Origin of the sequence: Paenibacillus cucumis (ex Kampfer et al. 2016) (assembly GCF_019748695.1) — a bacterium.
GTDB classification, from domain to species: domain Bacteria; phylum Bacillota; class Bacilli; order Paenibacillales; family Paenibacillaceae; genus Paenibacillus; species Paenibacillus polysaccharolyticus.
Genome location: NZ_JACLIC010000005.1, coordinates 1 through 22,072, shown reverse-complemented (window position 1 = coordinate 22,072; position 22,072 = coordinate 1). Strand labels below are relative to the sequence as shown.

Here is a 22,072-nt window from a genome sequence, read left to right as displayed (position 1 = left end):
ATCGTTCCATATCCTAACATACGAAATAGCCGCATTCGGTCCTTATCCGAACGTGGCTATTTCTGTTCTTTGGCCTGCACAGAGGCAAGGCTATAGACCATCATACTTCCCACCAAGTGAAATACGTCGTGGAGGCTAACAAACCAGCAACGGAGAGTGATCCGGTTACGGACAGGTTTATGGCCTGACCCGGAGGGATCACGTATTTACCGAACTCGTTGGATTGAAATGGACCAACTTGCAGAGGCATGGACATTATAGCGGTAGCACCGGATGGGGCTGCTGTAGAAAATCGAACAAGAGCAACACTTGTGTTACTACTGGACAGATTACTGTTTACGGCTGTAAGTGTGCTGGGCGATGAGAGTGTACCGTTTGCAGTTAGGGTCAACGTGCCGCTGAACGAAGACAGCAGATTGAGTGCAACAGTAATTCCACCAGACAAACGGGAAACATACAATGTTCTGCCGCTTCCAGTTGGATTGGCGAGTTGCAAAGTGGCCGTTACGCTCCCTCCAAGCAAACCCAGTGTGGTGGAGTTAGTGGAACCTGCATTGTACAGGTTACCTGTGCTGCCCGCATTATTTTCAGGTGGGGCAACAATGCCAGGTGAGATATATGTGTTGGTATTGGAGGTGTAAACGGGTTGGTTCAAGGGATTAAATACATTATTGTTCGGCATGATTCGCTCCACCTTTACTCAAAATACAGGTTAGAATTCCCACCAAAATAGATTGATAGATCCCACCTGGCTTCCTGTTCCCAAGCTTATGGATAACGATTGACCCGGAGGCACAACAATAGATCCATTCAAATCGAGAGCATACAGACCTGCGGTGAGCGGAATGCTGAGCAGGCTGGTGAAGGTACCTCCAAGTGTCCCTGTATTCTGTCTTGTCGTTACGATACTGGTGTTGGCATTGCCTAGCAATGTATTGACAGGCACGGGTGTGCTACCGACAGTCACGGTTCCGCCGGAATAGACCACGAGTGTGGCTGCTGCTGTTGTGCCCCCTGCGAGGCTCGCAATGCGTATCGTTCTGCCGCTACCTGCTGCATTCAAAATTTGCAGAAGTAGATTTTGGTTGGAGGGGATCGATGTATTGTTCGTGGTTAGGGCGAAAAAACTGCCTGCCGCAGCCGCACCGGTGTCTGGAGCTGCTCCGATTCCCGGGGCCGCAAATGTGTTGGTCAGCTGTGTGAATAAAGGGCCATTGGACTGGTTGAATACATTCGTATTGGTCATCCCGCTTGACCTCCTCTGAACCATGGAATAAATGGAAAAAAGCCTATAGCCTGCGTTATTTCGCCTGTCCTCATTACTAGCATGATATGTAAAAGGAAGAGAAAGCGTTTGGGGATTACATCCGAATTCCCAAATAACGGCGGATGCCGTGCCCGTATTCTCCTTCCGGGCATACGATGCGTAAGCACATTTTTTAAGGGGAAATCGAGATGAGTCGAACAGCCAAGCGAAGCAGGAAGAGAACGAAACCCTCAGCCCAGCAGACAATGAAACCAAAAACTAAATATGTCAGCCGCCGCCCATCCCGTTGTTCTCGCCGCGCCAAACTGCTGAAGCCCCCTTGTTCCCGGATTACCCGTCCTAGGTTCAAACAGGGTGTTTTCTCACGCACGAAACTCCCTGGTGCTACTCACTGTTTTACAGGGCATACCTACACTGGAGCAGAGACAGGTCGTGGTGAACATGCCCTCCCGCCGCAGGACACCTCATCTCTGAGCATGTACAGTTATGGCGTGGTCAATCGTGGAAAACATCCAGCGATCGTTCAAGTTCAGGTTAGTCCGAATGCCGTAGATTATGCGGTGGATAGTCAGGAAGTCATTGAGGGGGGACAGACAAAGGCGCTGGTTCCGTTGCGATTTCTACACTATACCCGGCTTGTGCTCCTGCCTGTAGATCCGGCTCAGCCTACTCGGCTTGATGTATATTTTCAGGCACAGCGTATGCTCGTAAGGTAGTTTAATTACCCAGATTGTCCAGGGAGGAGGACGAGGCTCATGCCTAACTTTACAACGTTTAATACGAATCCGGATAACTTGAGAACATTGATTTTTGGTCAGGATAGTACAGGTACGGCTCAGCCCGTCAGAACGGATACAAGCGGGAATGTGGTAGGTATCATTCTAGACGGGACGATCAGCAACATTTCAGGTCTGACCACGGTTACCATTAACGCGGGCACAATCACCAACATTCTGAACGGTACCATCACGAACGTACTCGGCGCGACGATTACAGCCGGAACAATCACCAGTGTGCTCGGAGCAACGGTGACTGCAGGGACCCTGACGAACTTGCTAAACGGTACCATCACGAGTGTCCTCGGTGCAACAATCACTGCCGGAACATTAACTAATCTGTTGAACGGTACAATTACCAGTGTGCTCGGAGCAACGATCACCGCAGGAACAATTAACAGCGTACTCGGTGCAACCATCACGGCTGGAACGCTGACCAACTTGCTGAATGGTACGATCACGAACGTGCTCGGCGCGACGATAACAGCTGGGACAATCACGAGTGTACTTGGAGCAACGGTGACTGCGGGGACCCTGACGAACTTGCTAAACGGTACGATAACCAATGTGCTTGGAGCAACGATCACGGCGGGAACCATCACGAGTGTATTGGGTGCTACGATTACCGCCGGAACGATTACCAGTGTGCTCGGAGCAACGTTGACGGCAGGTACCTTAACGAACCTGTTAAATGGTACGCTCACCAGTGTACTGGGCGCGACCATTACCGCAGGTACGTTAACGAACTTGTTGAACGGAACGATTACGAATGTCCTCGGAGCAACGATCACAGCAGGTACGATTACCGGTGTGCTTGGTGCTACCTTGACGGCCGGAACGCTGACGAACCTGTTAAACGGAACGATCACCAGCGTGCTCGGTGCCACTGTGACGGCTGGCACATTGACGAACTTGCTGAATGGTACCCTCACAAGTGTTCTCGGTGCCACGATCACAGCCGGAACGTTAACCAACTTGTTGAACGGTACAATTACCAGCGTGCTTGGCGCAACGATTACGGCCGGTACACTGAGCAGCGTAACCTCCATCTCGCAAAAAAGTTTTCAGGAGAACCAACTTGTCGGCACACCGACTGCTAACACATTCACACCGCTACCTGCTGTGACCACGAGTGTATTCGGCACATACTCCTTTTTCGTGTATAACAGGGGACCAGGTGTGAACAGGGTGGATGCCCAAGTGGAGATCAGTGCGAACGGAACCAACTGGTACACCGATGTGACTACGGTAACAGGGATTCTATCCGGTTCTGTAGATGTTCTGGTACCGCAACGTTTCCTGAAATACACACGTCTTTCTTATCGCTCAAGCTTGCTCGGTGCACCAAGCACGATTGACGTGTTCTTCAATGGACAAGGCACATAACCTGCTCTGCTGTCATATAGGTACATGGAGTTCACTTTAGTGGGCTTCATGTATTTTTTTGTATTGGAGGTCACTGCGGATGCAGAACCGGTTACTCGGCATTCATATGATTGTGCAAAATGAAGAGCATCACCTGCCCCGCTGTCTGGACAGCTTGAAGCAAGCGGGTTCGGAATGGTTCATTACGGATACAGGCTCGTCCGATCGGACAGCTGATATGGCCAGAACATATGGTGCGACAGTACTGCACGCCAGTTGGGAAGATGATTTTGCTAAAGCTCGAAATATTAGCCTGCCCCTGGCAACGACCGAATGGATTCTCTGTCTGGATGCCGATGAGTATGTCATCGAAGGTCTGGATCAATTGATGAATGTTTTGCCAAACGTCCATAAAAGCATCACCCGATTACGCATCACGATCGAAAATCAATACGGCGAAGGGATAGAGGACAAGATCCTGTCCCATCCTGTACGGCTGTTCCGTGCTCAGCAAGGTTACCAGTACACAGGGCGAATTCATGAGCAGTTGTTTCGCCAAAACACGGACCATCAGAGCGATGCCGTTACACCAAATAAGTCCATAAGTAAGAGCGATATACACTTAGATTCACTGGAAATAAGTACAGTAGATCATTCAGCAGCTGTTGAAGTAGAAATAGATGTAGAAGTCGAAGAAGAGCCGCTTGCTCCTTTGCGTCTGGGGCATGATGGTTATCTTGCTACCGTAATCGCCAAAGGGGATAAGAGCAAGCGTAATTTGCGCCTGATTGAGCGGGAGCTTGCCGATCATCCTGCAGATCCTTTTCACTTGTATAATCTGGGCGTAACACGCTGCCAGTTGGGTGATTTGGAACAGGCGGTGGAGGCATTTCGTGAGTCACTGAAACAGGCCAAATGGCGAGCTCCCTATCGCTCCACCCTTGTGAGAGATTTGGCCAAAGTGCTAGTAGAACTGGAGCGTTACGAAGAAGCACATCTGTTGCTTTCCGAAGAAACTCAACGTTACCCTGCATACGCTGATCTGCATTTGATATACGGTGAAGTGTTGGAGCGACAAGGCTTGCAGGAACGGGCTTATCGTGCCTATGCACGGGCGTGCAACTGTGGCTCTAGTCCGAATGATCACGGAAGGTCTGGCGGCGGTGAAGCCGTGGTCAAAGCTTTTTACGTGACAGAAGCAGGCTCTTGCAGTTACCGGGCATATACATCGATGGCTCGGCTGGCACAGCAACGGGGATTCGGGCAGGAAGCGGTTCGGCTATATGAGCTTGCCCTGGAGCATCTATCTACCTACAGACCGGCTTGGATGGGGCTGGCGGATGCACTGCAACAACAGGGAGTTTCGGACGAATCCATTGCAGATCGGTTGCTTCATCTAGCTCATCGATTACATCAGATCCATGTGACGACAGATCATGCAGATCAAATGAACCGGCCACATCCCTCTTTGGGAAAGGAAACGGAGATTGTGCTGATGCATATGCTCTATGCCCTCGCTAATTGTGGAGCGTATAAACAAGCACTACTTCTTCTGGGTGGTGAGGCATCCCATATTCATATTCCAGTAGGTGATCAACTTCACTGGATGTTGTGTGCAGGCCAAGTTACCGATGCATGGAATCTCGCTCAGAGTAGCTGGGGAGAAGCGGATAGAGAGGATCATAAACGGACCTCTTTCTCGGCTGTCATCACGTCAGGAGTGGAGGATGCTGCTGATATGAGCCTTCAATCGGATGAGCGAAGTGATTGGGCGCTAGCGTGTTGGGCGAGTGGCAGGCGGTTGCCTTCATCTTTCTTCGCTAAAGTATCTCCTCTAGAGAGGGGAATGTGGAAGGTAGCGGACCGATTACTGTTTGAGTATAAGCCTGCGGCTCTATCAGCTAGTTCTTCTATCGCTCCTGTACCTGCTGTATCGGATGGGCAGCTTCTGCAATGGAGTGAACCTGTGCAAATGATCGCAAGGCAGTTAGTGGCTCGTGCGATTCAGAGCGGGCATTTGGTCATCGCACAGCAGTTGCATGAGCGACTGGTTCGTATCATGTCAGATCCTGAGAGGACAGAAACAGAAATTCGGCGGAATTATGCGGGTCTGTTGCACCAGCATGGATACACGATGATTGCCGCCGAGATGCTGATTCAGTGTATGACGGAAGGAGAACTGGATGCGGAAGGGCTGTTCTGTCTGGGCGAAACGCTGTACTCCAAAGGACATTTGGATCAAGCACTGTCGCTTTTGGAACAGGCACTGGAGCAAAAACCGGATTTCAGTGAAGCCCGTGCTGGAGCGGCTATCTGTTACTTGCAGATGGCCCTTGGTTTAATTCGTCAGGAACGGAATCGTTCTTCCGAGGTTAGGGTGCTTGCGGATCAGCAGCTGGTTTTGGAGAAACAGTTACGAACAGCGGAGGGGATACCTTGGCGGACAGTATATCATGCAAAAGAAAGGAGGAATCATCATGCAGGCACATCAGCATCAGAGACAGCGGAGTCAGGCCGAGCGGATCTCTCTGTGCATGATCGTCAAGGATGAGGAAGAGATGTTGCCACGTTGCCTTGAAAGTGTGCGGGATGTGGTAGATGAGATCATTGTAGTAGATACTGGATCATCTGATCTCAGTGTGGCCATTGCGCGGGAGTATGGCGCGTCGGTGGTTGAGTTTGCGTGGTGCGATGATTTTGCCGCCGCACGAAATGCTGGCCTGGAGCAGGCTTCCGGCGACTGGATTCTCTTTCTTGATGCGGACGAGGCGCTGGAAGCGACAGCTCGGGAGCAGATCAGGAGCTGGACGGAAGTCAGCGGATGCGACGGATTGTTTTTAAATATTCATAACTATACGGGTTCGGGTCAGCAGGGCGCAACGGTCAATCCGGTGCTACGTTTGTTTCGCAGTCATCCTGAGCATCGGTTCAAAGGTCGCATCCATGAGCAGATTGCGGCGGCGATCTGTGAGCGAAATCCGGAGGCCGCGTTTCATATCACGGACATGGTGATTCACCATTACGGGTATCAGACGGTTGTTGTGGAGCGCAAGGACAAGGTGAATCGCAACGTGCGTTTGCTACAACAGGCGGTGGAAGAAGAGCCAGATCAACCGTTCCATCACTATAACTTGGGCGTGGAGTATTTGCGTGTGGGTGAAGCGGAGCAGGCACTGGAATCGTTCGGTAAAGCCCGGAAGATGATTGATGATGCTGCAGTGACCAGTTATGCTCATCTGCTATTGAAATACGAAGTCCGCTGTCTGGAGCATTTAGAGCGCTGGCAGGAGGCGCTGGAACTTATGGACGCGGCGCTGGAACTTTTTCCAGAATACACAGACCTGATGCATCATCGGGCGATATGTGCGGATGCTGTGGGGGATACGGATGCTGCTGAGATGTGGCTTCGTAAAGCCGTTCAGCAGGGGCCACCGCCAGCGATTTTTCACACAGAGGAAGGCATGGGCACATACCAGACATGGTACACGCTGGGCCGCTTGCTGGAAGGAAAGGCCGATCTTGAGGGAGCGGTCGATGCTTATGTGGAAACGGTGCGGGCAAAATCCAGCTTGGTACCGCCACTGTATCGCCTATTTCGAATCATGCGGGTATCCGGGCAGGAGGGGCAAATTCCAGCGGTGATGGAGTCGCGTTTTGCCATGAGCTCGGAGGAAGCTTTATCTAAAGTACTAGGTATTCTGGAACAGTGCCATTGTTACGATGCGGCGCTTGAACTGCTCGGGGAGTTACCATCTGCTTCTTCCGGCGAGCAACGGGAGAAACGTTCTATAGCTGAAGCTGTTCTGCATGTACAGCGAGGGGACTGGAGTAGCGCGCGTTTGAAACTCGAAACGGTGAAGCGAAAAAAGGGCTCATTTGCACCTATGGCTGCCCGTTGGCTTGAACGCTTGCAATGGCTGAGTGGGAAAGAGAGGCAGGAAATGAAATTCCAGGATGCCTTCACCCGTTGGCTGATGAACGGCTCACAGGTAGGCGAGGGCAGGGAGAGTGCATCTGAGGAAGAGTCAGGGTCTACAGGATGGGGAAAGGTCGCAGTAGAGATGGGGAACAGATCGAACATGGAGAATGCAGCTACACTTGAGGGTGTGGCGGACGCAGATCATGCAGAGTTGTACGACGGATGGCAAGCTCTCGGGCTGATGCTGGAAGGGTGTGTTCAGTCTGGAAGATGGCAGGCACTGCATGGATTGATTCAACGGGGGAGGCAACTGCTGGATGAGGTGCATGATGCAACTGAAAAAAGACTGGCGAAGGAGAGAAGTCAGGGAGAACAAGTTGAACGGGATATAATCGATGCCGAAAAGTTGATTCGAGAACCTTTTACAGGAGCTTCGGATACGCTTAGCGGAACGAGCTGGCTAGTTAAAGGACTAATTCGTGCCGCAGATCACCATCTGGCGCAACTGACGTCTGATACGGAACAGGTGGAGCCTGGGAAAAGGCAGCGTCTTTCATACTGGCCTGTCATTCAGCATATTCGGCTGGAGTTGCCTGGAGCAGACGGATTCGAGGGCTGAGTCGGAAGAGCGGCGGACAATACATGGAAGGCGAAGGATATGCAGGGAGGGTTTTGACGGAAGGAGGGCAGGGTACGGGTGAAGGAAGGTATTAGCTTATGTATGATCGTGAGGGATGAAAGCGAGTTTCTGGAACGTTGTCTGGCTTCTGTACGTGAAATCATAGACGAGATCATTATCGTGGATACAGGTTCAGCGGATGATTCCGTAGCTATTGCTCAGCGATATGATGCAACCATCATTAGTGCAGAGTGGAACGGAGACTTTAGCCAGGCGCGTAATCTTTCACTTGCTGCCGCAAGTTTTACATGGATTCTGGTACTGGATGCCGATGAAATGTGGATGCATACGTTATGGACAAAGTCAGAGCTAATGGAATGGCTCGAAGCGGGGAGTGAAGAGAGCTGGGGGTATTGGGTTAAGGTGACGAGTCTGCTGGGTAACTCAGGCGAAGAACGTGTAACGGACGAGGTGTGCCGTTTATTTCGAAATGACCCCCGAATTGCTTTTCATGGGAGAATCCATGAGGAAGTCGCTTCTTCTATTCTTGCGTTGATGCCGCAAGGGATTCGTCATTCGGACATCGAGGTTGTTCATTACGGTTATTTGGATAAAGTGATTGCTACTAAACGAAAAGATGTGCGTAACATGAGATTGATTCGGCTGGCTCTGCAACAGACACCAGATCAGCAGGAACTGCTCTATGCGCTGGCTGCAGAGTGGTTTCAGCAAGCGAAGTATGATGAAGCAATTCGATTACTGCTGCCGCTGCTGGCAAAGCTTGATCCGACGTGTGGATATCATTCGGATGTGGTACTAAAAACAGCATATACGTGGAGAGAGTTGGGGCAGATTGAGCTGGCGCTCTCTGTGGTGGAGAACTGGGTAACGGTATATGATGATTTCCCGGACCTGCTTGAACTTGCCGCTGTGTTGGAACTGGATCAGAACCGTGCAGATCGTGCATTAGAATGGTTAAAGCAGGCGAAATCCGCCGCATCGACAGCAGGGAGATATACCTCGGTGTCCGGTGCCGGAAGCTACCGCAGCCTAACGTTGGAAGGCATGGCACATGAACAGAATGGCCGCTGGGCAGAAGCGGAAGCGTCCTATACGGAAGCGCTGGGCATACAGCCCGGCAACGGGGCGGCATGGCAGCGAATGTTGCTGCTTGGGGCAGCCACGGGACGGCCGCAGGCCATTGCTAGCGTAGCCGAGGGGGTGAGCTTGCCGCCAGCGGCATGGCAAGCACTGGTCTCTGTCGCGCTGGCTGCGCATCGGCCGGAATGGTTGCTGCGCCATGCGGGGGCACTGGTCCCGGCGCAGCGCGCGAAGCCGCTTGCCGCTGGGCTGGCGCTGGCCCAGATCGGTGAGGACGCAGCCGCGAGGGCGGCACTCCGGCCGTGGGCAGTGCATGCGCAGCATGGGCCAGAGGCTGTGCTGGCACTGTGGGCGCTGGGCTATAAGCAGCGTGAGCGCGGCGTGCCCAGGCGTGCGGCGGCGACGCGCCAGCATGTAGCCGTGCCGGAGGTGGCGCGTGCGGCCGAGGCGCTGCTGCAGGGCGAGGGCGCAGCAACGTGCGGCGCTTACGCGAGCAGCATGGCGCTACCCGCGCAAGCGCTCGCCGCCGTGGGCGCCTGGCCCGCATGGCTGCGCCTGCTGCAGGCCCTTCCGCCAGCCGGCGCGCTGGCGCTGCTTGCAGCGCTCCCGCCTGCGGCCCGCTGCGGGCTGCTGCGCGCGCCCGCTCACGTCCGCGCAGGGCTGCTCGCGCTATGCGGCACGCCTAGCGGTGCGCAGCAGCCCTGCGCGGACGAAGTGCCCGCCCCGGCGCTCGCAGCGCATGCGCTCCTGGCGGGCACGCTCGCGCTGCGAGCCGGGCGGCAGAGCCTGGCGCGTGATTGGGCCGATTACGCGGCCCGGATCACGGCACAGCATGCTGCCGCCCAAGGCCGCCCGGCGAAGACCCCGCCGCCGGGCCTACAGACCCTGCTGCGCCTGACGGCCTCTGGCGCAGCCCATGCCCCAGCCTTCCAGCAGCAGTGCAACATGCTGCTGGTATACCTGTAATCCGGCGTACCCATAGCGCCGGATGTCTCCGGGATGCCCCGACTTCACAGCACAGCAAAAAAGCCGGGGTATCCCGGCACACACTGCATTTACCACAAGTTTGGCCTGCTGTTTCAGACGGATAAACATATAACTATGCAATTCGTTATGCAATCCGTAACACTACCGTTTCCTCATATTACGTTTGGATACCCGATCGTTTTCTTATCAAAAGCCTCTATGAGAGTGCTTATTTAGATGCTATATAAGTTGAACTATTCTTTTACACAATAACGAGAAGACAGAAAAAACCTGGAAAAGCGGAGCTAAAAGCTTTCTGAAAGAAAGCTAGCATCGGAAGCATACGCTTCGCCTTTATCACCGGATTTTTCCCTTTGGAAAAGGGAATCCAAAAAATCTGGGGATAACCGCTACTCTCCAGGTTCTTCTGTCATCGGAGTGGACTATGTAAAATCTTTAGTTCAAATTATATAGATCAGATGAAGTACTGTATAACGTGTGTAAAGATAGGTGCATTAAAATGTTGTGCCTCACTAACGTCACTATCCCTTTCCCGTCTTGCATATCACAGCCCTGAAACAGCGGATCGGTGCGCCATACATCTCCGAGGAGATGGCGTCCGCAGGCTCTTCCACGGTTAACTTATCTTCAATCGTCAGCCCTGTGACAGCCATGATCGTCTCCAGTAAATCCGGTCGCATCTCGGGCACATCAAAAGTGGCGATTAACTGTCCGCGTGGCTTCAACACCCGAGCGAATTCGCGAAAAGCCCGCAGCATCGTGCCCGTGTCGAGATGTTCCAGAACAGAGATGCAGAATACGCGGTCAAACTGCTCGGGACGATACGGAAGCTGAGCCAGATTGGCCTGAGCGCGGTGAAGCCGAGTAAGGTAATGCTCGGGCAGATGGAGAGCCGCCTGTTCGCCAAAATCAGCCGCAATATCTAGACGAATCGCCTCATCCGACAGGATGCGTTCATCCCAATCACACGCGTGAACTTCACGACAATGCTCCGTGAGCCAAAATTTGAACGGGTGTGAAATGCCGCAGGCTGCATCCAGTACCACGTCGCTTGAACGTGCAAACTGCCGCGCCCACTCATACTCATAAGGACGGCTCCACCATGCGGGATGAAGCGGGAAAACGAGCGTATCTGTTTTCGGATCGCTTTGCCGGATGTACCTTGATTCCATCATTGCCGTGGTGTCGGGTGTGTCCATCATGTTTGAATCGCCTCCTTCACTCCTGTATCAGCCAAAAAAGATTCCAGTACCCTGCTCCACCGGCTACGCCATATGGACAGATCATAAGACAGTGCAGTTTCGCGGGCATAGATACCCAGTCGCTCCCGCTCGGTGCGATCTTGAACAAGCCTGATGAGCGCAGCAGTCAGTGCCTGCTCACCCGGAGGCACGAGCAATCCGTTGAACCCATCCTGAATCAGATCATTGAGTCCGCCGACATTGGAAGCGATCACCGGAAGACCACAGCTCATCGCTTCCAAGCATGCGTAGGAGGTTCCCTCCGAGAATAGGGTAGGAATGACAACGATATCTGCCTGATGATAAGCTTCACGAATATCTTTGAAATCGTACGTATGCTGGTGGATACGGTCCATATGCGGATGTGTACGCTGCCAATAGCGAAAGGCTCTGCCCACCGTACTGCCTTCGACCAGTTCTCCGGCGAATTCAACCTCTACATCCGGAAATGCCCCGAGCAGCTTATCCGCGGCAAGCATCATAGGGATGATCCCCCGCTCGCTACTGATGCGACGTGGATACAGAATACGGATTGGACGAAGAGCGGGCACAGGTACAGCGTTGTTCATATGATCGTAACCTTGATGAGAGGGAGGTTCGGCTAATTCATTTTCGAAAGAAAAAGCACCTACACCGGGGAGTTGACCCTGCTCTGGCTTAAAACTCTGCGTTCTGGCTTTTTCCCCTGAACTGCGATATAAATCTGAATCATTAAGGCCTGCTGTATGATGATCTGCTGCATCCTCTCTGTATCCCTTAACAAGAATGTCTTCATGTTCATCCTGAAATGCAGTGTCTCTTTTCCATGCCGTCAACCATTCCTCTTCATGTTGCGGTGTGAGCATCCTGCTTGGCGGAGCCGGGATGAAATAAGAGGTGTCCACTGCGTTGGGAATCAGCACAATTTGTTCTGAAACGGTATACATACAAGCTGCTCTGCAGAAAGTCTGGAAATGAGAGTCTACCGAAACGATGCGAACCAGTCCGTCCAGCGCGAGCTGAATGTGATCGGCAACCTGGCGTTTCGTCTCAAGCGGCAGACGGGGGCGATCCCAATTAATGCCATGGCATATTCCGAGACTGCCAGGTTTATAGGTGATGGGTTGCCACAGGCAACTGGCATAGATGATTGGACCGCGAGCGGCTGCGGCCATCCGGTCAAAAGCTTCCGGTACATTTTCCATGTCGTAATCGTAACCATAGACGTCGATCTGTTCGGTTCGGGTCTGGAATGCTTCGAAATAGGACAGCTGGTGTACCTCGGGAATATGTCCGAGTCCGCGGATGACACTGCATAGATCGAGAATATAACGTTCCAGCCCGCCGCCAAATACCCGGCCAAACTCCCGGTTGTAACCATCGGTGAAACTATGGGTCAGTATGCTGACCACACCCATATTACGACTCCTCCTTCCAAGGGAGCAGGCGCGGTTCAGGGTCCAGAATGGACTCATACTGCGCTGGGTTGCCCCATTCCCCATGCGGATCAATACGTTTGTAACGTAAATATTTGCGTACCCGATCCTCCAAACTTCCAGCCCAGCCGAGATGCTGAACTTTCAGTTCAGTGCATACCCCTGGTAACACGGTGCAGGACGCGGGGAGACGAGGAACATGGTGATTCTGTTGCGGGTAAAAGTAAGGATAGCCCGGCATATAACGGACAAGGGAGGCAGTGTGACGTTTGTGCATGGACCACAGCTCATCTTCCCGATAATGTGTTCGGCAACCCCACATATCGTAGAATCGGAAGGCAAACCAGTCTGCGTAGTCCTGATCAATGAGTTTGCGCATTGCCTTTTTGGCTTCAGCACTATATAGTTCATCGGCATCTACCGAGAGAAGCCAGTCTGGATCTGTACTGACGGCAGCTTGCCATAACGTGTTGCGAAGGCGCCATTCTTCGGCAAACAGTGGCTTCTCTAACACATCAAGACGAACTACTTTTGGGAAAGCTCTGCATATTTCCGGTGTTCCATCTGTACTGGCATCATCCACAATGACGATTTCATCCACGAATTCACTCAGATTTTGCAACACTTCTTCCAGATACCGTCCTTGCTCATTACGTACCTGAAGCATGGCAGTCAGCTTGTTGTTTTTATTTTTGCGCACCCGACGTACGGGAGAGTTTTGTTCGTACGCGTCTACCTCTACATCACGGCTCGCGGAAGAATTCGTTTCCTCTTCGATCCGTGAGTTAATGATGCGATGAACTTGACTTGAGAAGTTTTGGCTTTGGGCTTCGGAACTCGAAGACGATTGAAGCGAATCATGCATAACGGGCCTACTTCCAGGGGTTCTGCGCTTCTTCGGGTCTATCATTAAGGCACCTCCCCAAGCAACTGTTGTACGGCTTGATCGAGCAGCTCCAGTTCCATAATCCGAGCTAAGGCCTCTTCATCCTCCACAGCTGTCTCCAGAAACAGCCTTACCGCACCGTGACGTTCCCCTCGAAGAGCCAGTGCCGTCCCGGATAGTTGTCGATATTGCAGAAGGCTGGTCGCATCCTGAATATCACTGGCATGAACGAGCGCGAGCGCATCCTCCACACACTCTGTTTCCTGATAGATACGGAACTTCCAATGCCTTGCCGTTTCCCCGCCAAGCTCATCCAGAACGCGCAGAGCACTGCCGTAATCATCATTGATGCGCAGCAGTTCCGCTCGAACCAACTGTTCCTCTCCGGCTTCAAGCCAGCGGCACAATTGCTCATAATGATGACGTTCCTGCTCGTTATTTGCACTGATGCCAAACACCTGTAGAGCTTCTTCAATCTGACCTGATCTCGCATAGATGGCGGAGAGGAACCGGTAATGAGACACCACACAATCCTGCCTTCCGTTGATGACAGCATGAGTGAATGCTTCCTTGAGTGAGGCGGCGGCACGTGAATCTTCCAGTAAATACTCATATGCGGACAGAAGAAACGAGATGGTTTCATGAGCACCTGTTTTGGCTCGGAGCTGTCTGTAGTAGTCGGCTCGCAAACGACATTGAAGCGTGGTAACGCGGTCTGGTTTACCAGTCAGTACCTGCTGAAGTGCATGCATAAAAAATATCTCATAATCGCGCAGTGGAATACGTGTACCGTCATAATGGATGTAACCGGCTGGTGAAGTGTCTTCTCCCCCTAGCCAGATGGCACGGGTACCTTGAAAGAGCAGCTTCATATACCGGGTTTCCGAGGATGTGGCCACTAGATCGGCAATGCCGACAAGTCTGGAGATATTGCTCTCCCAGAGTGGAGATGCAGCTTCATCTCCTACGGGTTCAGGCAATAGTGCAATACATAATTCAGGTTGTAGTGAAGCTACCGCTATAAGCCAGTATGGGTGTGCGACGATTGCAACTGTATGTGGTTCCTGTAATCGGTTCTCCGCTTCCGAAAGAGAGATCACCTGAATGGATTTTGGTAATTCTTCTTCCTCAGCCGTACGGCTACTGACATATAAGATCGTGCCTTCTTGAGCTGCAAATAAAGCAACGATGTCCGGGTAGGGGAAGGATAACCAGCCTCCTTTTCGCGGGAAAATCACATATTGAACTGCAAGGTCTGTGGACACAGACAGGTCCATTGTTGCCTGTTTTATATCCTCTTCTTCCCTCTGTTTTGGCTTTGGATCCGCATCTGTTAACGGTTCAGCATGTTTCATTTGTAACTCACCACACTTTGATAAGGGATTTTTGGTATGTAAAAAGCCGCTGTAGCACTTCAAATATCTCCGTCTGACACTAACATATGGGCATTTGTCTCCAAACATGAACAACTTCCATGAATACGTGCATCAGTCAAGACCAATCAGGCAACGAACAAGCCTGATAAATAGGCTTAATTTTATCTATTGTGTGACCGAGGTCACTTTTTTTACGTAAGAGGGACGAGTTAGTGATAATTATCACATGTGAAAATTAGGTAATCTGGCACAATACGTTCATCAACGTATTTGGAGGACAGACAGCGAAGAAGCCCGCTTCAAAGCCATTTACGTATCTTGCTAAAGCGAGCAGAAAGAAGGGGTAAAGGTATGGATCCGATTATGTTATCGCGTATCCAGTATGCACTTACAACGATTTTCCACTTTTTCTTCGTACCGCTATCCATTGGCCTCGTGCTGTTGGTAGCCATTATGGAGACGTTGTATGTTGCGAAGGGAAAAGAGATTTACAAAACGATGGCCAAGTTCTGGGGCAAGTTGTTCCTGATTAACTTTGCCGTCGGTGTGGTCACCGGTATTTTGCAAGAGTTCCAGTTCGGTATGAACTGGTCGGAGTATTCCCGCTTTGTTGGTGATGTCTTCGGTGCGCCGCTGGCGATCGAGGCTTTGCTGGCATTTTTTATGGAGTCCACATTTATCGGTTTATGGATATTCGGCTGGGATCGACTGTCCAAAAAAGTACATCTGGCTTGTATCTGGCTTGTATTTGTCGGCACATTCCTGTCAGCGGTGTGGATTCTGGCAGCGAACTCGTTTATGCAACATCCCGTTGGATTCGCCATCAATAATGGCCGGGCGGAGATGAATGACTTCTTTGCACTCATTACAAATGGACAGTTTCTCGTTGAATTCCCGCATACGATTTTTGGTGCGTTAATGACGGGAGCCTTTGTCGTGACGGGCATTAGTGCTTATAAGTTAATGAAAAAGAAGGATGTCGAAGTATTCCGCAGATCCTTTAACATCGCGGTTATTATCGGTCTTGTCTCCTCGCTGGGCGTGGCCTTCTCAGGGCACTTCCAGGCTCAATATCTGGTGGAAACACAGCCGATGAAGATGGCTGCAAGTGAGGGAACCTGGACAACAACTGAAGACCCGGCACCGTGGACGGTTATCGCTTCCATTGACCCGGATAAACAGGAGAACTCCGGTGAGATCAAAATCCCTGGATTACTCAGTTATCTCTCTTATAGTAAATTTTCCGGTAGTGTCAAAGGCATGAAAGAACTGAATGCCGAGTACCAGCAAACGTATGGACCCGGAGATTACATTCCACCAGTGCGAACCACATTCTGGAGCTTCCGTGTCATGATTGCTGCAGGCGGCTTGATGATTCTGCTTGCGATGTATGGTACATATCTGGCTTGGCGCAAGAAGCTGGAAGTGGCGAAACCCTGGTTTATGCGTCTGATGGTCTTTGCGATCTCCCTGCCGTTTATTGCGAATTCAGCAGGATGGATTATGACTGAAGTCGGAAGACAGCCATGGACGGTGTTCGGGTATATGACGACCGAGGCAGGTGTGTCACCTAATGTTTCCGCAGGAATGATTTTGTTCTCCACGATTGCCTTTACTGCGGCGTATACGGTTCTTGGCATCGTGATGGTGTATCTGTTTGTACGCAAAATCAAAGCAGGTCCATATGCCGTCGATAAGTCAGACGAGCATGATGAGCCGGCTGATCCGTTTGGCGTAGATGGGGGGTATTCCGTTGTTACTAAGTGAGTTGTGGTTTGTACTGATCGCCGTATTGTTTATCGGTTTTTTCTTTCTCGAAGGATTCGACTTCGGGGTAGGGATGTCTACGGGTCTGATTGCCAAAACAGATCGTGAACGTCGTACATTAATCAATTCGATTGGGCCATTCTGGGATGGAAACGAGGTCTGGTTGCTGACCGCAGGCGGTGCCATGTTTGCGGCTTTCCCGCACTGGTATGCAACGCTGTTCAGCGGATTCTATCTGCCACTGGTGGTTGTGTTGCTGTTGTTGATTGGACGCGGCGTCGCCTTTGAGTTCCGCAGTAAAATGAAACAGCAGCGCTGGCGTAAAACATGGGACATTATTATCGTAGTGGCAAGTACTTTACTGCCATTCCTGTTTGGGGTTGTTTTTGCAACGTTGATGAAAGGTCTGCCCATTGATGAGCAAATGCAAATGCATGCCGGTTTCCTGGATATTGTGAATCCGTACACCGTTGTGGGTGGCTTGAGTGTAACGTTATTGTGTCTGGTTCACGGGCTGTTATTTGTTTCCTTGCGTACCGTAGGTGAATTGAGAGAACGGGCACTTCACCTGGCGAAAAAGGTAATGATGCCGCTGGTTGCAGTGCTTGCGATATACGCATTATTGACCTATCTGATGACCGATGTGTTTGCTGTTCGTGGCTGGGCGCTCTGGATTATTGTTCTGCTTGGTGCCATGGCACTGGCTCTTGCGGCTTACTTCATTCGTCAGCAGCGTGAAGGTTGGGCTTTCGGGATGACAGGTGCGGTTATTGCCATTGCTTTTGCCTCCGTATTTATCGGATTGTTCCCACGAGTTATGGTGAGTTCCATCAATTCGGCATTTGATCTGACCGTATATAACGCAGCATCGGGACCTTACTCATTAAAAGTGATGACTATTGTTGCGTGCACCTTGTTACCGTTTGTACTTGGATATCAGATCTGGAGTTATTATATTTTCCGCAAACGTCTGAACGAACAGCACCACCTGGAGTACTGACATGGGACGCGGGCTAATGAAGCTGCCGGGCATCCGGCCGGTACTCGCACTGGCATCTGCGCTGGTGCTCTTGCAGGCGATGACGATTATTATGCAGGCCAAATGGCTGGCACAGGCGATTACGGCGTTGTTCGAAGGTGCCGCGGTTTCGTCACAGTATCCGGTGCTGCTGCTGTTTCTGGCTGCTTTTTCCGCCCGCTATGCCTTGTCATTCTGGTTACAACTTGTCACTACGCGGTATGCGGAGAGAACCGGAACCGATCTGCGTAAACAGATGACGGAACAATGGTTTAGACTCGGGCCACGTTATGCCAAGACAGAAGGTACGGGACATCTGGTGACACTGGCACGTGAAGGGGTTTCCCAATATAAAACGTATCTGGAGCTGTTTATCCCGCGTATGTTGGGCATGGGGTTTATACCTGTTGTCCTTCTGCTTTATGTATTCAAACTGGATACGATGTCCGGTGTGATATTAATGCTGACGCTACCGATTCTGATCGTATTTATGATTCTCATTGGTCTGGCGACTCAGCGTAAGATCGATGGACAATTCAAGTCCTACAAAGCGCTGGCGAATCATTTTGTGGATACACTGCGTGGACTGGAAACGTTGAAAACGCTGGGGCAAAGCAAAACACACGAAGGCTCCATCATGCAAGTAAGCCAGCGATACCGAAAAGCAACGATGTCCACACTACGTATGGCCTTTTTGTCCTCATTTGCGCTGGATTTCTTCACCATGTTGTCGGTTGCGTCCGTTGCAGTAGGTCTCGGACTCCGGCTTACGGAAGGACATATGTCACTGTTTCCTGCTCTAACGGTATTAATTCTAGCACCTGAGTATTTCCTGCCCGTACGCATGTTGGGTGCGGATTACCACGCGACTCTGGATGGCAAGGAAGCTGGCGAAGCGATTAATCAAGTGATTGAACGAGGCAAGGCCGCAGAACAACGTCAGACAGAGGCTTGTGCAAGTGCATTGGATCAAGCTGAAGTGTTGGGTGAAAATGAAAATGGTTCTGTCTCCTCTTCACAACTGCGAGTGGTATTTAACCGGGATAAACATGAGATGTATGATGTGGCAACTTCATCATCTTGGGGAGAGCATAGCCGATTAGCGCTGAAGGATATTCAGGTTCAGCATGAAGCAGAGGGAGCCTACTCCCTTCAGGATGTTACTTTCCAGCTGAAGGGTCTTGGGAAAATTGGAATCATTGGCGCTAGTGGAGCCGGAAAATCAACGCTCATCGATGTTCTCGCAGGTTTTCAGCTTCCAACAGCCGGACAAGTTCTGGTCAATGGCCAGCCTCTAAGTCTGGAACGGCTCAAGGCCTGGCGTAGCCAGACGGCGGCGATTCCGCAGCATCCGTATATTTTCAGTGGTTCCATTGCGGATAATATTCGTTTTTACATGCCGGAGGCATCCGATGCGGAAGTAGCTCAAGCGGCACAGGTAGCGGGGCTGACAAAGCTATTGTCATCTCTGGCAAATGGACTGCATGAACCGATTGGTGCAGGGGGCAGACAGCTCAGCGGCGGTCAGGAGCAACGTGTAGCGCTGGCAAGAGCTTTGCTGAGTGAACGCAGTGTGCTGTTGCTTGATGAACCTACGGCACATCTGGATGTCGAGACCGAATATGAATTGAAGCAGACGATGTTACCCTTGTTCGAAGGTAAACTTGTCTTTCTGGCAACGCATCGTCTGCACTGGATGCCGCATATGGATCGCATTATTGTCATGGATGGCGGTACGGTAGCGGAGACAGGCACACATCAGGAACTGCTTGCACGAAAAGGGGTATATTATCACATGATTGAAGCGCAGATGGAGGCGATATGAGATGAGATCCGGACACCCAGGGACAGAGACCGAACGAGGCGCACAAGGTGAGAAAAATAGCTGGATTACTCCATACGCGGTACAGTACCGCTGGCGATTGATCGGTGCGATTGCACTGGGCACTTGCGCGGCTCTCTGTGCGGTGATGCTCCTTTTCACCTCTGGATATCTGATCTCCAAGTCTGCGCTGCGTCCTGAAAATATTTTGATGGTCTATGTTCCGATTGTAGGTGTACGTGCCTTTGGTATCTTCCGGGCGGTGTTCCGTTATGTCGAGCGGCTGGCAGGACATGATGCTGTTTTGCGTGTGCTCGCAGATCAGCGAGTGAAGCTCTATCGCATTTTGGAACCACAGGCTCTGTTTCTGCGTTCGCGAATGCAAACCGGTGACGTGCTCGGTGCACTGGCCGATGATGTAGAACGTCTGCAAGATATATATCTTCGTACCGTATTCCCGGCTGTTACAGCACTTGTGATCTACGGAGCGGCTGTACTGGCATTCGGCAGTGTAGATCCGATGTTTGCACTATGGATGGCACTGTATATGTTGTTTATTGTTGCATTGCTTCCTGCAATTTCTTTAAAGCTGACCTGGAGATGGCGTGTGCAGCTCAAAAGAGAAAACAGCAAGCTGTACACACGTCTGACCGACGGCGTACTCGGGCTGGGAGACTGGATTGCCAGTGGCAGAGCGGCAGCGTTCGTGCAATGGCAGGAAGAGGACGAGGAGCATGCTGATCAGATTCGCCGTAGATTGCGTCGCTGGAACCGCTCGCGCGATTTTATTGCGCAATGCTTCATTGGCGGGATGGTTGTTTGGGTGACCATGTGGGCAGGACAAACGACTACAGCGGCCCAGCTACCTGCGGTTATGATCGCGGCATTTGTGCTCGTCTTGTTCCCGCTTACGGAATCACTGCTACCTGTTAACGATGCACTAGGACATATTCCGGATTACCGTGAATCTCTAGATCGATTAAGCAAGTTGGAAGGCTCGGAGGGTAAGGTGCGTCAGAATGGGGAAGAGCAGAAAAAGAAGTCTCAAGTATTGGAGTCTCATAACAGACATCGATCTGGTTCAGTTGCGGTGCAATCGACCGATGATATAGCCGCAGCGGATCGGGGAACGACTGCAGATGGACGAATCCGTCTGCGCATTCCGCCGAAACTGCGCGCGGATATTAGCATTGAGCAAGTGAGTTATCGGTATGAAGCAGAGACAGCATATGCCGTTCAGGATATCTCTCTGCATCTGCCTCAGGGCAAACGTATGGCTATTCTTGGACGTAGCGGTGGTGGTAAATCGACATTACTGAAGCTGATTCAAGGTGCTTTGTCTCCCTCATCCGGCAAGGTTCTAATCAATGATCTGCCTGTAGAGATGCTTGGCGAGAGTATAACCGAAGTGATAGCAGTACTCAATCAGAGTCCACATCTCTTTAATACGACGGTTGCAGGCAATCTGCGGATTGGTCGTCCAGATGCAACGGATGAAGAGATACGTCAGGTCGCTGCACAGGTTGGTCTGGCTGAACTGATCGAGTCTCTGCCACAGGGGTATCAGACACCGATGCTAGAGACAGGACTGCGCTTCTCCGGCGGGGAGCGTCAGCGGATTGCACTAGCCAGGGTGTTGCTACGGAAGACGCCCGTTGTTATTTTTGACGAGCCTACTGTAGGGTTAGATCCCGTGACAGAACGCGAACTGATGCGCACCATGCTGGACAGCCTGCAAGGCAAAACATTAATCTGGGTCACTCACCACCTGATTGGTGCAGAGAAGATGGACGAGATTGTGTTTGTGGAAAATGGAAACATCGTCATGCAGGGTTCTCACGAACAACTGCTGGCTCGGGAAGAACGATATCGCCGACTCCTTGAGCTGGATCGGCCCGGATGGCTGGAGCGGCAGCGTAAATCCCCGCTGCCTCCTGTCGCTACTCTCAAGTAACCGACTGTGGCAGGAGATTATGACCTGTCCGTGAGTGAAGGGATTCCGTCCCTCCACTAGTCTTGTAGATGTCACCGAGTAGCAGATAGGATGCAGGAAAATGACATAATGCAGGTGAATAATGTGAAAAAAGACGAAGCAGGCGCAGTCCTGCTTCGTCTTTTTGTTGTTTGTGCCCGAAGTCGACAATCGCCCGAAGTCTGTCCATTTAGCTCTCATCATGTGCTGACTCGTATCCAATGAACACCCTCGCGCCTGCTTAAGTACTCTCTATCTATTCACTGCCAAGCTACAATGGAAAGGACGTGTATGCCCTTATTGTTATGAAGGTTTCGTTGAGCCGTCTCTATCACCTTTCAGTGTCAGTTATACATCTTTGCCTTGATGACAATGCGGCTAACGATCACAGGTGACCCTATTTGGCCCGTTTTAACTCTTTTCGAATTCTAACGATCACGAGGAACGCTATTTTCTCATTTGTGCCCGAAAACCGTAGTGAACAAGCCGTTTTGGTTCAAATAGCGTCGCTGGTGATCGTTGCTATGAACGTTTTAGTCAA

Annotated in this window: 16 protein-coding genes; 9 read left to right on the top strand and 7 right to left on the bottom strand. The window is 51.4% G+C overall.

Annotated elements, in window-relative coordinates:
* Positions 1-100 precede the first annotated feature (100 nt).
* On the bottom strand, positions 101-682 hold the full coding sequence (locus H7T88_RS02345) for a hypothetical protein (protein ID WP_221786671.1): 582 nt from the start codon (positions 680-682) through the stop codon (positions 101-103).
* Positions 683-712: 30 nt separating this feature from the next.
* Positions 713-1,246, bottom strand: coding sequence for a hypothetical protein (locus H7T88_RS02340; RefSeq protein ID WP_221786662.1), 534 nt, complete (start codon positions 1,244-1,246; stop codon positions 713-715).
* Positions 1,247-1,512: 266 nt separating this feature from the next.
* On the opposite strand from H7T88_RS02340, the gene H7T88_RS02335 reads away from it, so the two are divergent.
* The 5 genes from H7T88_RS02335 (at position 1,513) to H7T88_RS02315 (ending at position 10,013) form a co-directional block, all read left to right on the top strand.
* Positions 1,513-1,983: a DUF6385 domain-containing protein gene (locus H7T88_RS02335; RefSeq protein ID WP_221786661.1), complete on the top strand. Its 471-nt coding sequence runs from the start codon at positions 1,513-1,515 to the stop codon at positions 1,981-1,983.
* Positions 1,984-2,022: 39 nt separating this feature from the next.
* Positions 2,023-3,429: a DUF6385 domain-containing protein gene (locus H7T88_RS02330; RefSeq protein ID WP_260510666.1), complete on the top strand. Its 1,407-nt coding sequence runs from the start codon at positions 2,023-2,025 to the stop codon at positions 3,427-3,429.
* Positions 3,430-3,508: 79 nt separating this feature from the next.
* Positions 3,509-5,959: a glycosyltransferase family 2 protein gene (locus tag H7T88_RS02325; protein ID WP_221786659.1), complete on the top strand. Its 2,451-nt coding sequence runs from the start codon at positions 3,509-3,511 to the stop codon at positions 5,957-5,959.
* The gene (locus H7T88_RS02320) at positions 5,886-7,946 is read left to right on the top strand and encodes a tetratricopeptide repeat-containing glycosyltransferase family 2 protein (protein ID WP_221786657.1); all 2,061 of its coding nucleotides are present in this window, start codon (positions 5,886-5,888) and stop codon (positions 7,944-7,946) included. Before H7T88_RS02325 ends, H7T88_RS02320 begins: the two co-directional genes overlap by 74 nt.
* A 78-nt stretch (positions 7,947-8,024) precedes the next feature.
* Complete coding sequence (locus tag H7T88_RS02315; RefSeq protein WP_221786651.1) at positions 8,025-10,013, top strand: tetratricopeptide repeat-containing glycosyltransferase; 1,989 nt, start codon at positions 8,025-8,027, stop codon at positions 10,011-10,013.
* Between the two features lie 542 nt (positions 10,014-10,555).
* Here the strand turns inward: H7T88_RS02315 and H7T88_RS02310 are convergent.
* From H7T88_RS02310 to H7T88_RS02295, 4 genes are read right to left on the bottom strand one after another with little or no spacing between them, the layout of a single operon-like run.
* Complete coding sequence (locus tag H7T88_RS02310; protein ID WP_221786648.1) at positions 10,556-11,236, bottom strand: class I SAM-dependent methyltransferase; 681 nt, start codon at positions 11,234-11,236, stop codon at positions 10,556-10,558.
* Complete coding sequence (locus H7T88_RS28590; protein WP_260510665.1) at positions 11,233-12,672, bottom strand: glycosyltransferase family 4 protein; 1,440 nt, start codon at positions 12,670-12,672, stop codon at positions 11,233-11,235. Before H7T88_RS28590 ends, H7T88_RS02310 begins: the two co-directional genes overlap by 4 nt.
* Position 12,673: 1 nt before the next feature.
* Positions 12,674-13,600 (bottom strand): glycosyltransferase, encoded by a 927-nt coding sequence (locus H7T88_RS02300; RefSeq protein WP_221786647.1) that lies wholly within the window; start codon positions 13,598-13,600, stop codon positions 12,674-12,676.
* On the bottom strand, positions 13,600-14,931 hold the full coding sequence (locus H7T88_RS02295; RefSeq protein WP_221786645.1) for a hypothetical protein: 1,332 nt from the start codon (positions 14,929-14,931) through the stop codon (positions 13,600-13,602). The genes H7T88_RS02300 and H7T88_RS02295 overlap by 1 nt, the downstream gene beginning before the upstream one ends.
* 372 nt (positions 14,932-15,303) lie before the next feature.
* Here H7T88_RS02295 and H7T88_RS02290 point away from each other — a divergent pair, with 372 nt between their 5' ends.
* From H7T88_RS02290 to cydC, 4 genes are read left to right on the top strand one after another with little or no spacing between them, the layout of a single operon-like run.
* Positions 15,304-16,719, top strand: a complete 1,416-nt coding sequence (locus H7T88_RS02290) for a cytochrome ubiquinol oxidase subunit I (RefSeq protein WP_221786643.1) — start codon at positions 15,304-15,306, stop codon at positions 16,717-16,719.
* Positions 16,706-17,719 (top strand): cytochrome d ubiquinol oxidase subunit II, encoded by a 1,014-nt coding sequence (gene cydB / locus H7T88_RS02285; protein WP_260510664.1) that lies wholly within the window; start codon positions 16,706-16,708, stop codon positions 17,717-17,719. Before H7T88_RS02290 ends, cydB begins: the two co-directional genes overlap by 14 nt.
* A gap of 1 nt (position 17,720) precedes the next feature.
* On the top strand, positions 17,721-19,562 hold the full coding sequence (gene cydD / locus H7T88_RS02280; RefSeq protein WP_221786639.1) for a thiol reductant ABC exporter subunit CydD: 1,842 nt from the start codon (positions 17,721-17,723) through the stop codon (positions 19,560-19,562).
* 1 nt (position 19,563) lies between these two features.
* Positions 19,564-21,513 (top strand): thiol reductant ABC exporter subunit CydC, encoded by a 1,950-nt coding sequence (gene cydC / locus H7T88_RS02275; protein ID WP_221786635.1) that lies wholly within the window; start codon positions 19,564-19,566, stop codon positions 21,511-21,513.
* Here cydC and H7T88_RS02270 read toward each other — a convergent pair.
* Positions 21,506-21,721, bottom strand: a complete 216-nt coding sequence (locus H7T88_RS02270) for a hypothetical protein (protein WP_221786633.1) — start codon at positions 21,719-21,721, stop codon at positions 21,506-21,508. The genes cydC and H7T88_RS02270 overlap by 8 nt on opposite strands.
* Positions 21,722-22,072: the final 351 nt, after the last annotated feature.

Excerpts from the sequence above, each read along its gene's own strand:
- H7T88_RS02345 (WP_221786671.1), bottom strand. The coding sequence starts at position 682 with ATGCCGAACAATAATGTATTTAATCCCTTGAACCAACCCGTTTACACC.
- H7T88_RS02340 (WP_221786662.1), bottom strand. The coding sequence starts at position 1,246 with ATGACCAATACGAATGTATTCAACCAGTCCAATGGCCCTTTATTCACA.
- H7T88_RS02335 (WP_221786661.1), top strand. The coding sequence starts at position 1,513 with ATGAAACCAAAAACTAAATATGTCAGCCGCCGCCCATCCCGTTGTTCT.
- H7T88_RS02330 (WP_260510666.1), top strand. The coding sequence starts at position 2,023 with ATGCCTAACTTTACAACGTTTAATACGAATCCGGATAACTTGAGAACA.
- H7T88_RS02325 (WP_221786659.1), top strand. The coding sequence starts at position 3,509 with ATGCAGAACCGGTTACTCGGCATTCATATGATTGTGCAAAATGAAGAG.
- H7T88_RS02320 (WP_221786657.1), top strand. The coding sequence starts at position 5,886 with ATGCAGGCACATCAGCATCAGAGACAGCGGAGTCAGGCCGAGCGGATC.
- H7T88_RS02310 (WP_221786648.1), bottom strand. The coding sequence starts at position 11,236 with ATGATGGACACACCCGACACCACGGCAATGATGGAATCAAGGTACATC.
- H7T88_RS28590 (WP_260510665.1), bottom strand. The coding sequence starts at position 12,672 with ATGGGTGTGGTCAGCATACTGACCCATAGTTTCACCGATGGTTACAAC.
- H7T88_RS02300 (WP_221786647.1), bottom strand. The coding sequence starts at position 13,600 with ATGATAGACCCGAAGAAGCGCAGAACCCCTGGAAGTAGGCCCGTTATG.
- H7T88_RS02295 (WP_221786645.1), bottom strand. The coding sequence starts at position 14,931 with ATGAAACATGCTGAACCGTTAACAGATGCGGATCCAAAGCCAAAACAG.
- H7T88_RS02290 (WP_221786643.1), top strand. The coding sequence starts at position 15,304 with ATGGATCCGATTATGTTATCGCGTATCCAGTATGCACTTACAACGATT.
- cydD (WP_221786639.1), top strand. The coding sequence starts at position 17,721 with ATGGGACGCGGGCTAATGAAGCTGCCGGGCATCCGGCCGGTACTCGCA.
- cydC (WP_221786635.1), top strand. The coding sequence starts at position 19,564 with ATGAGATCCGGACACCCAGGGACAGAGACCGAACGAGGCGCACAAGGT.
- H7T88_RS02270 (WP_221786633.1), bottom strand. The coding sequence starts at position 21,721 with ATGGACAGACTTCGGGCGATTGTCGACTTCGGGCACAAACAACAAAAA.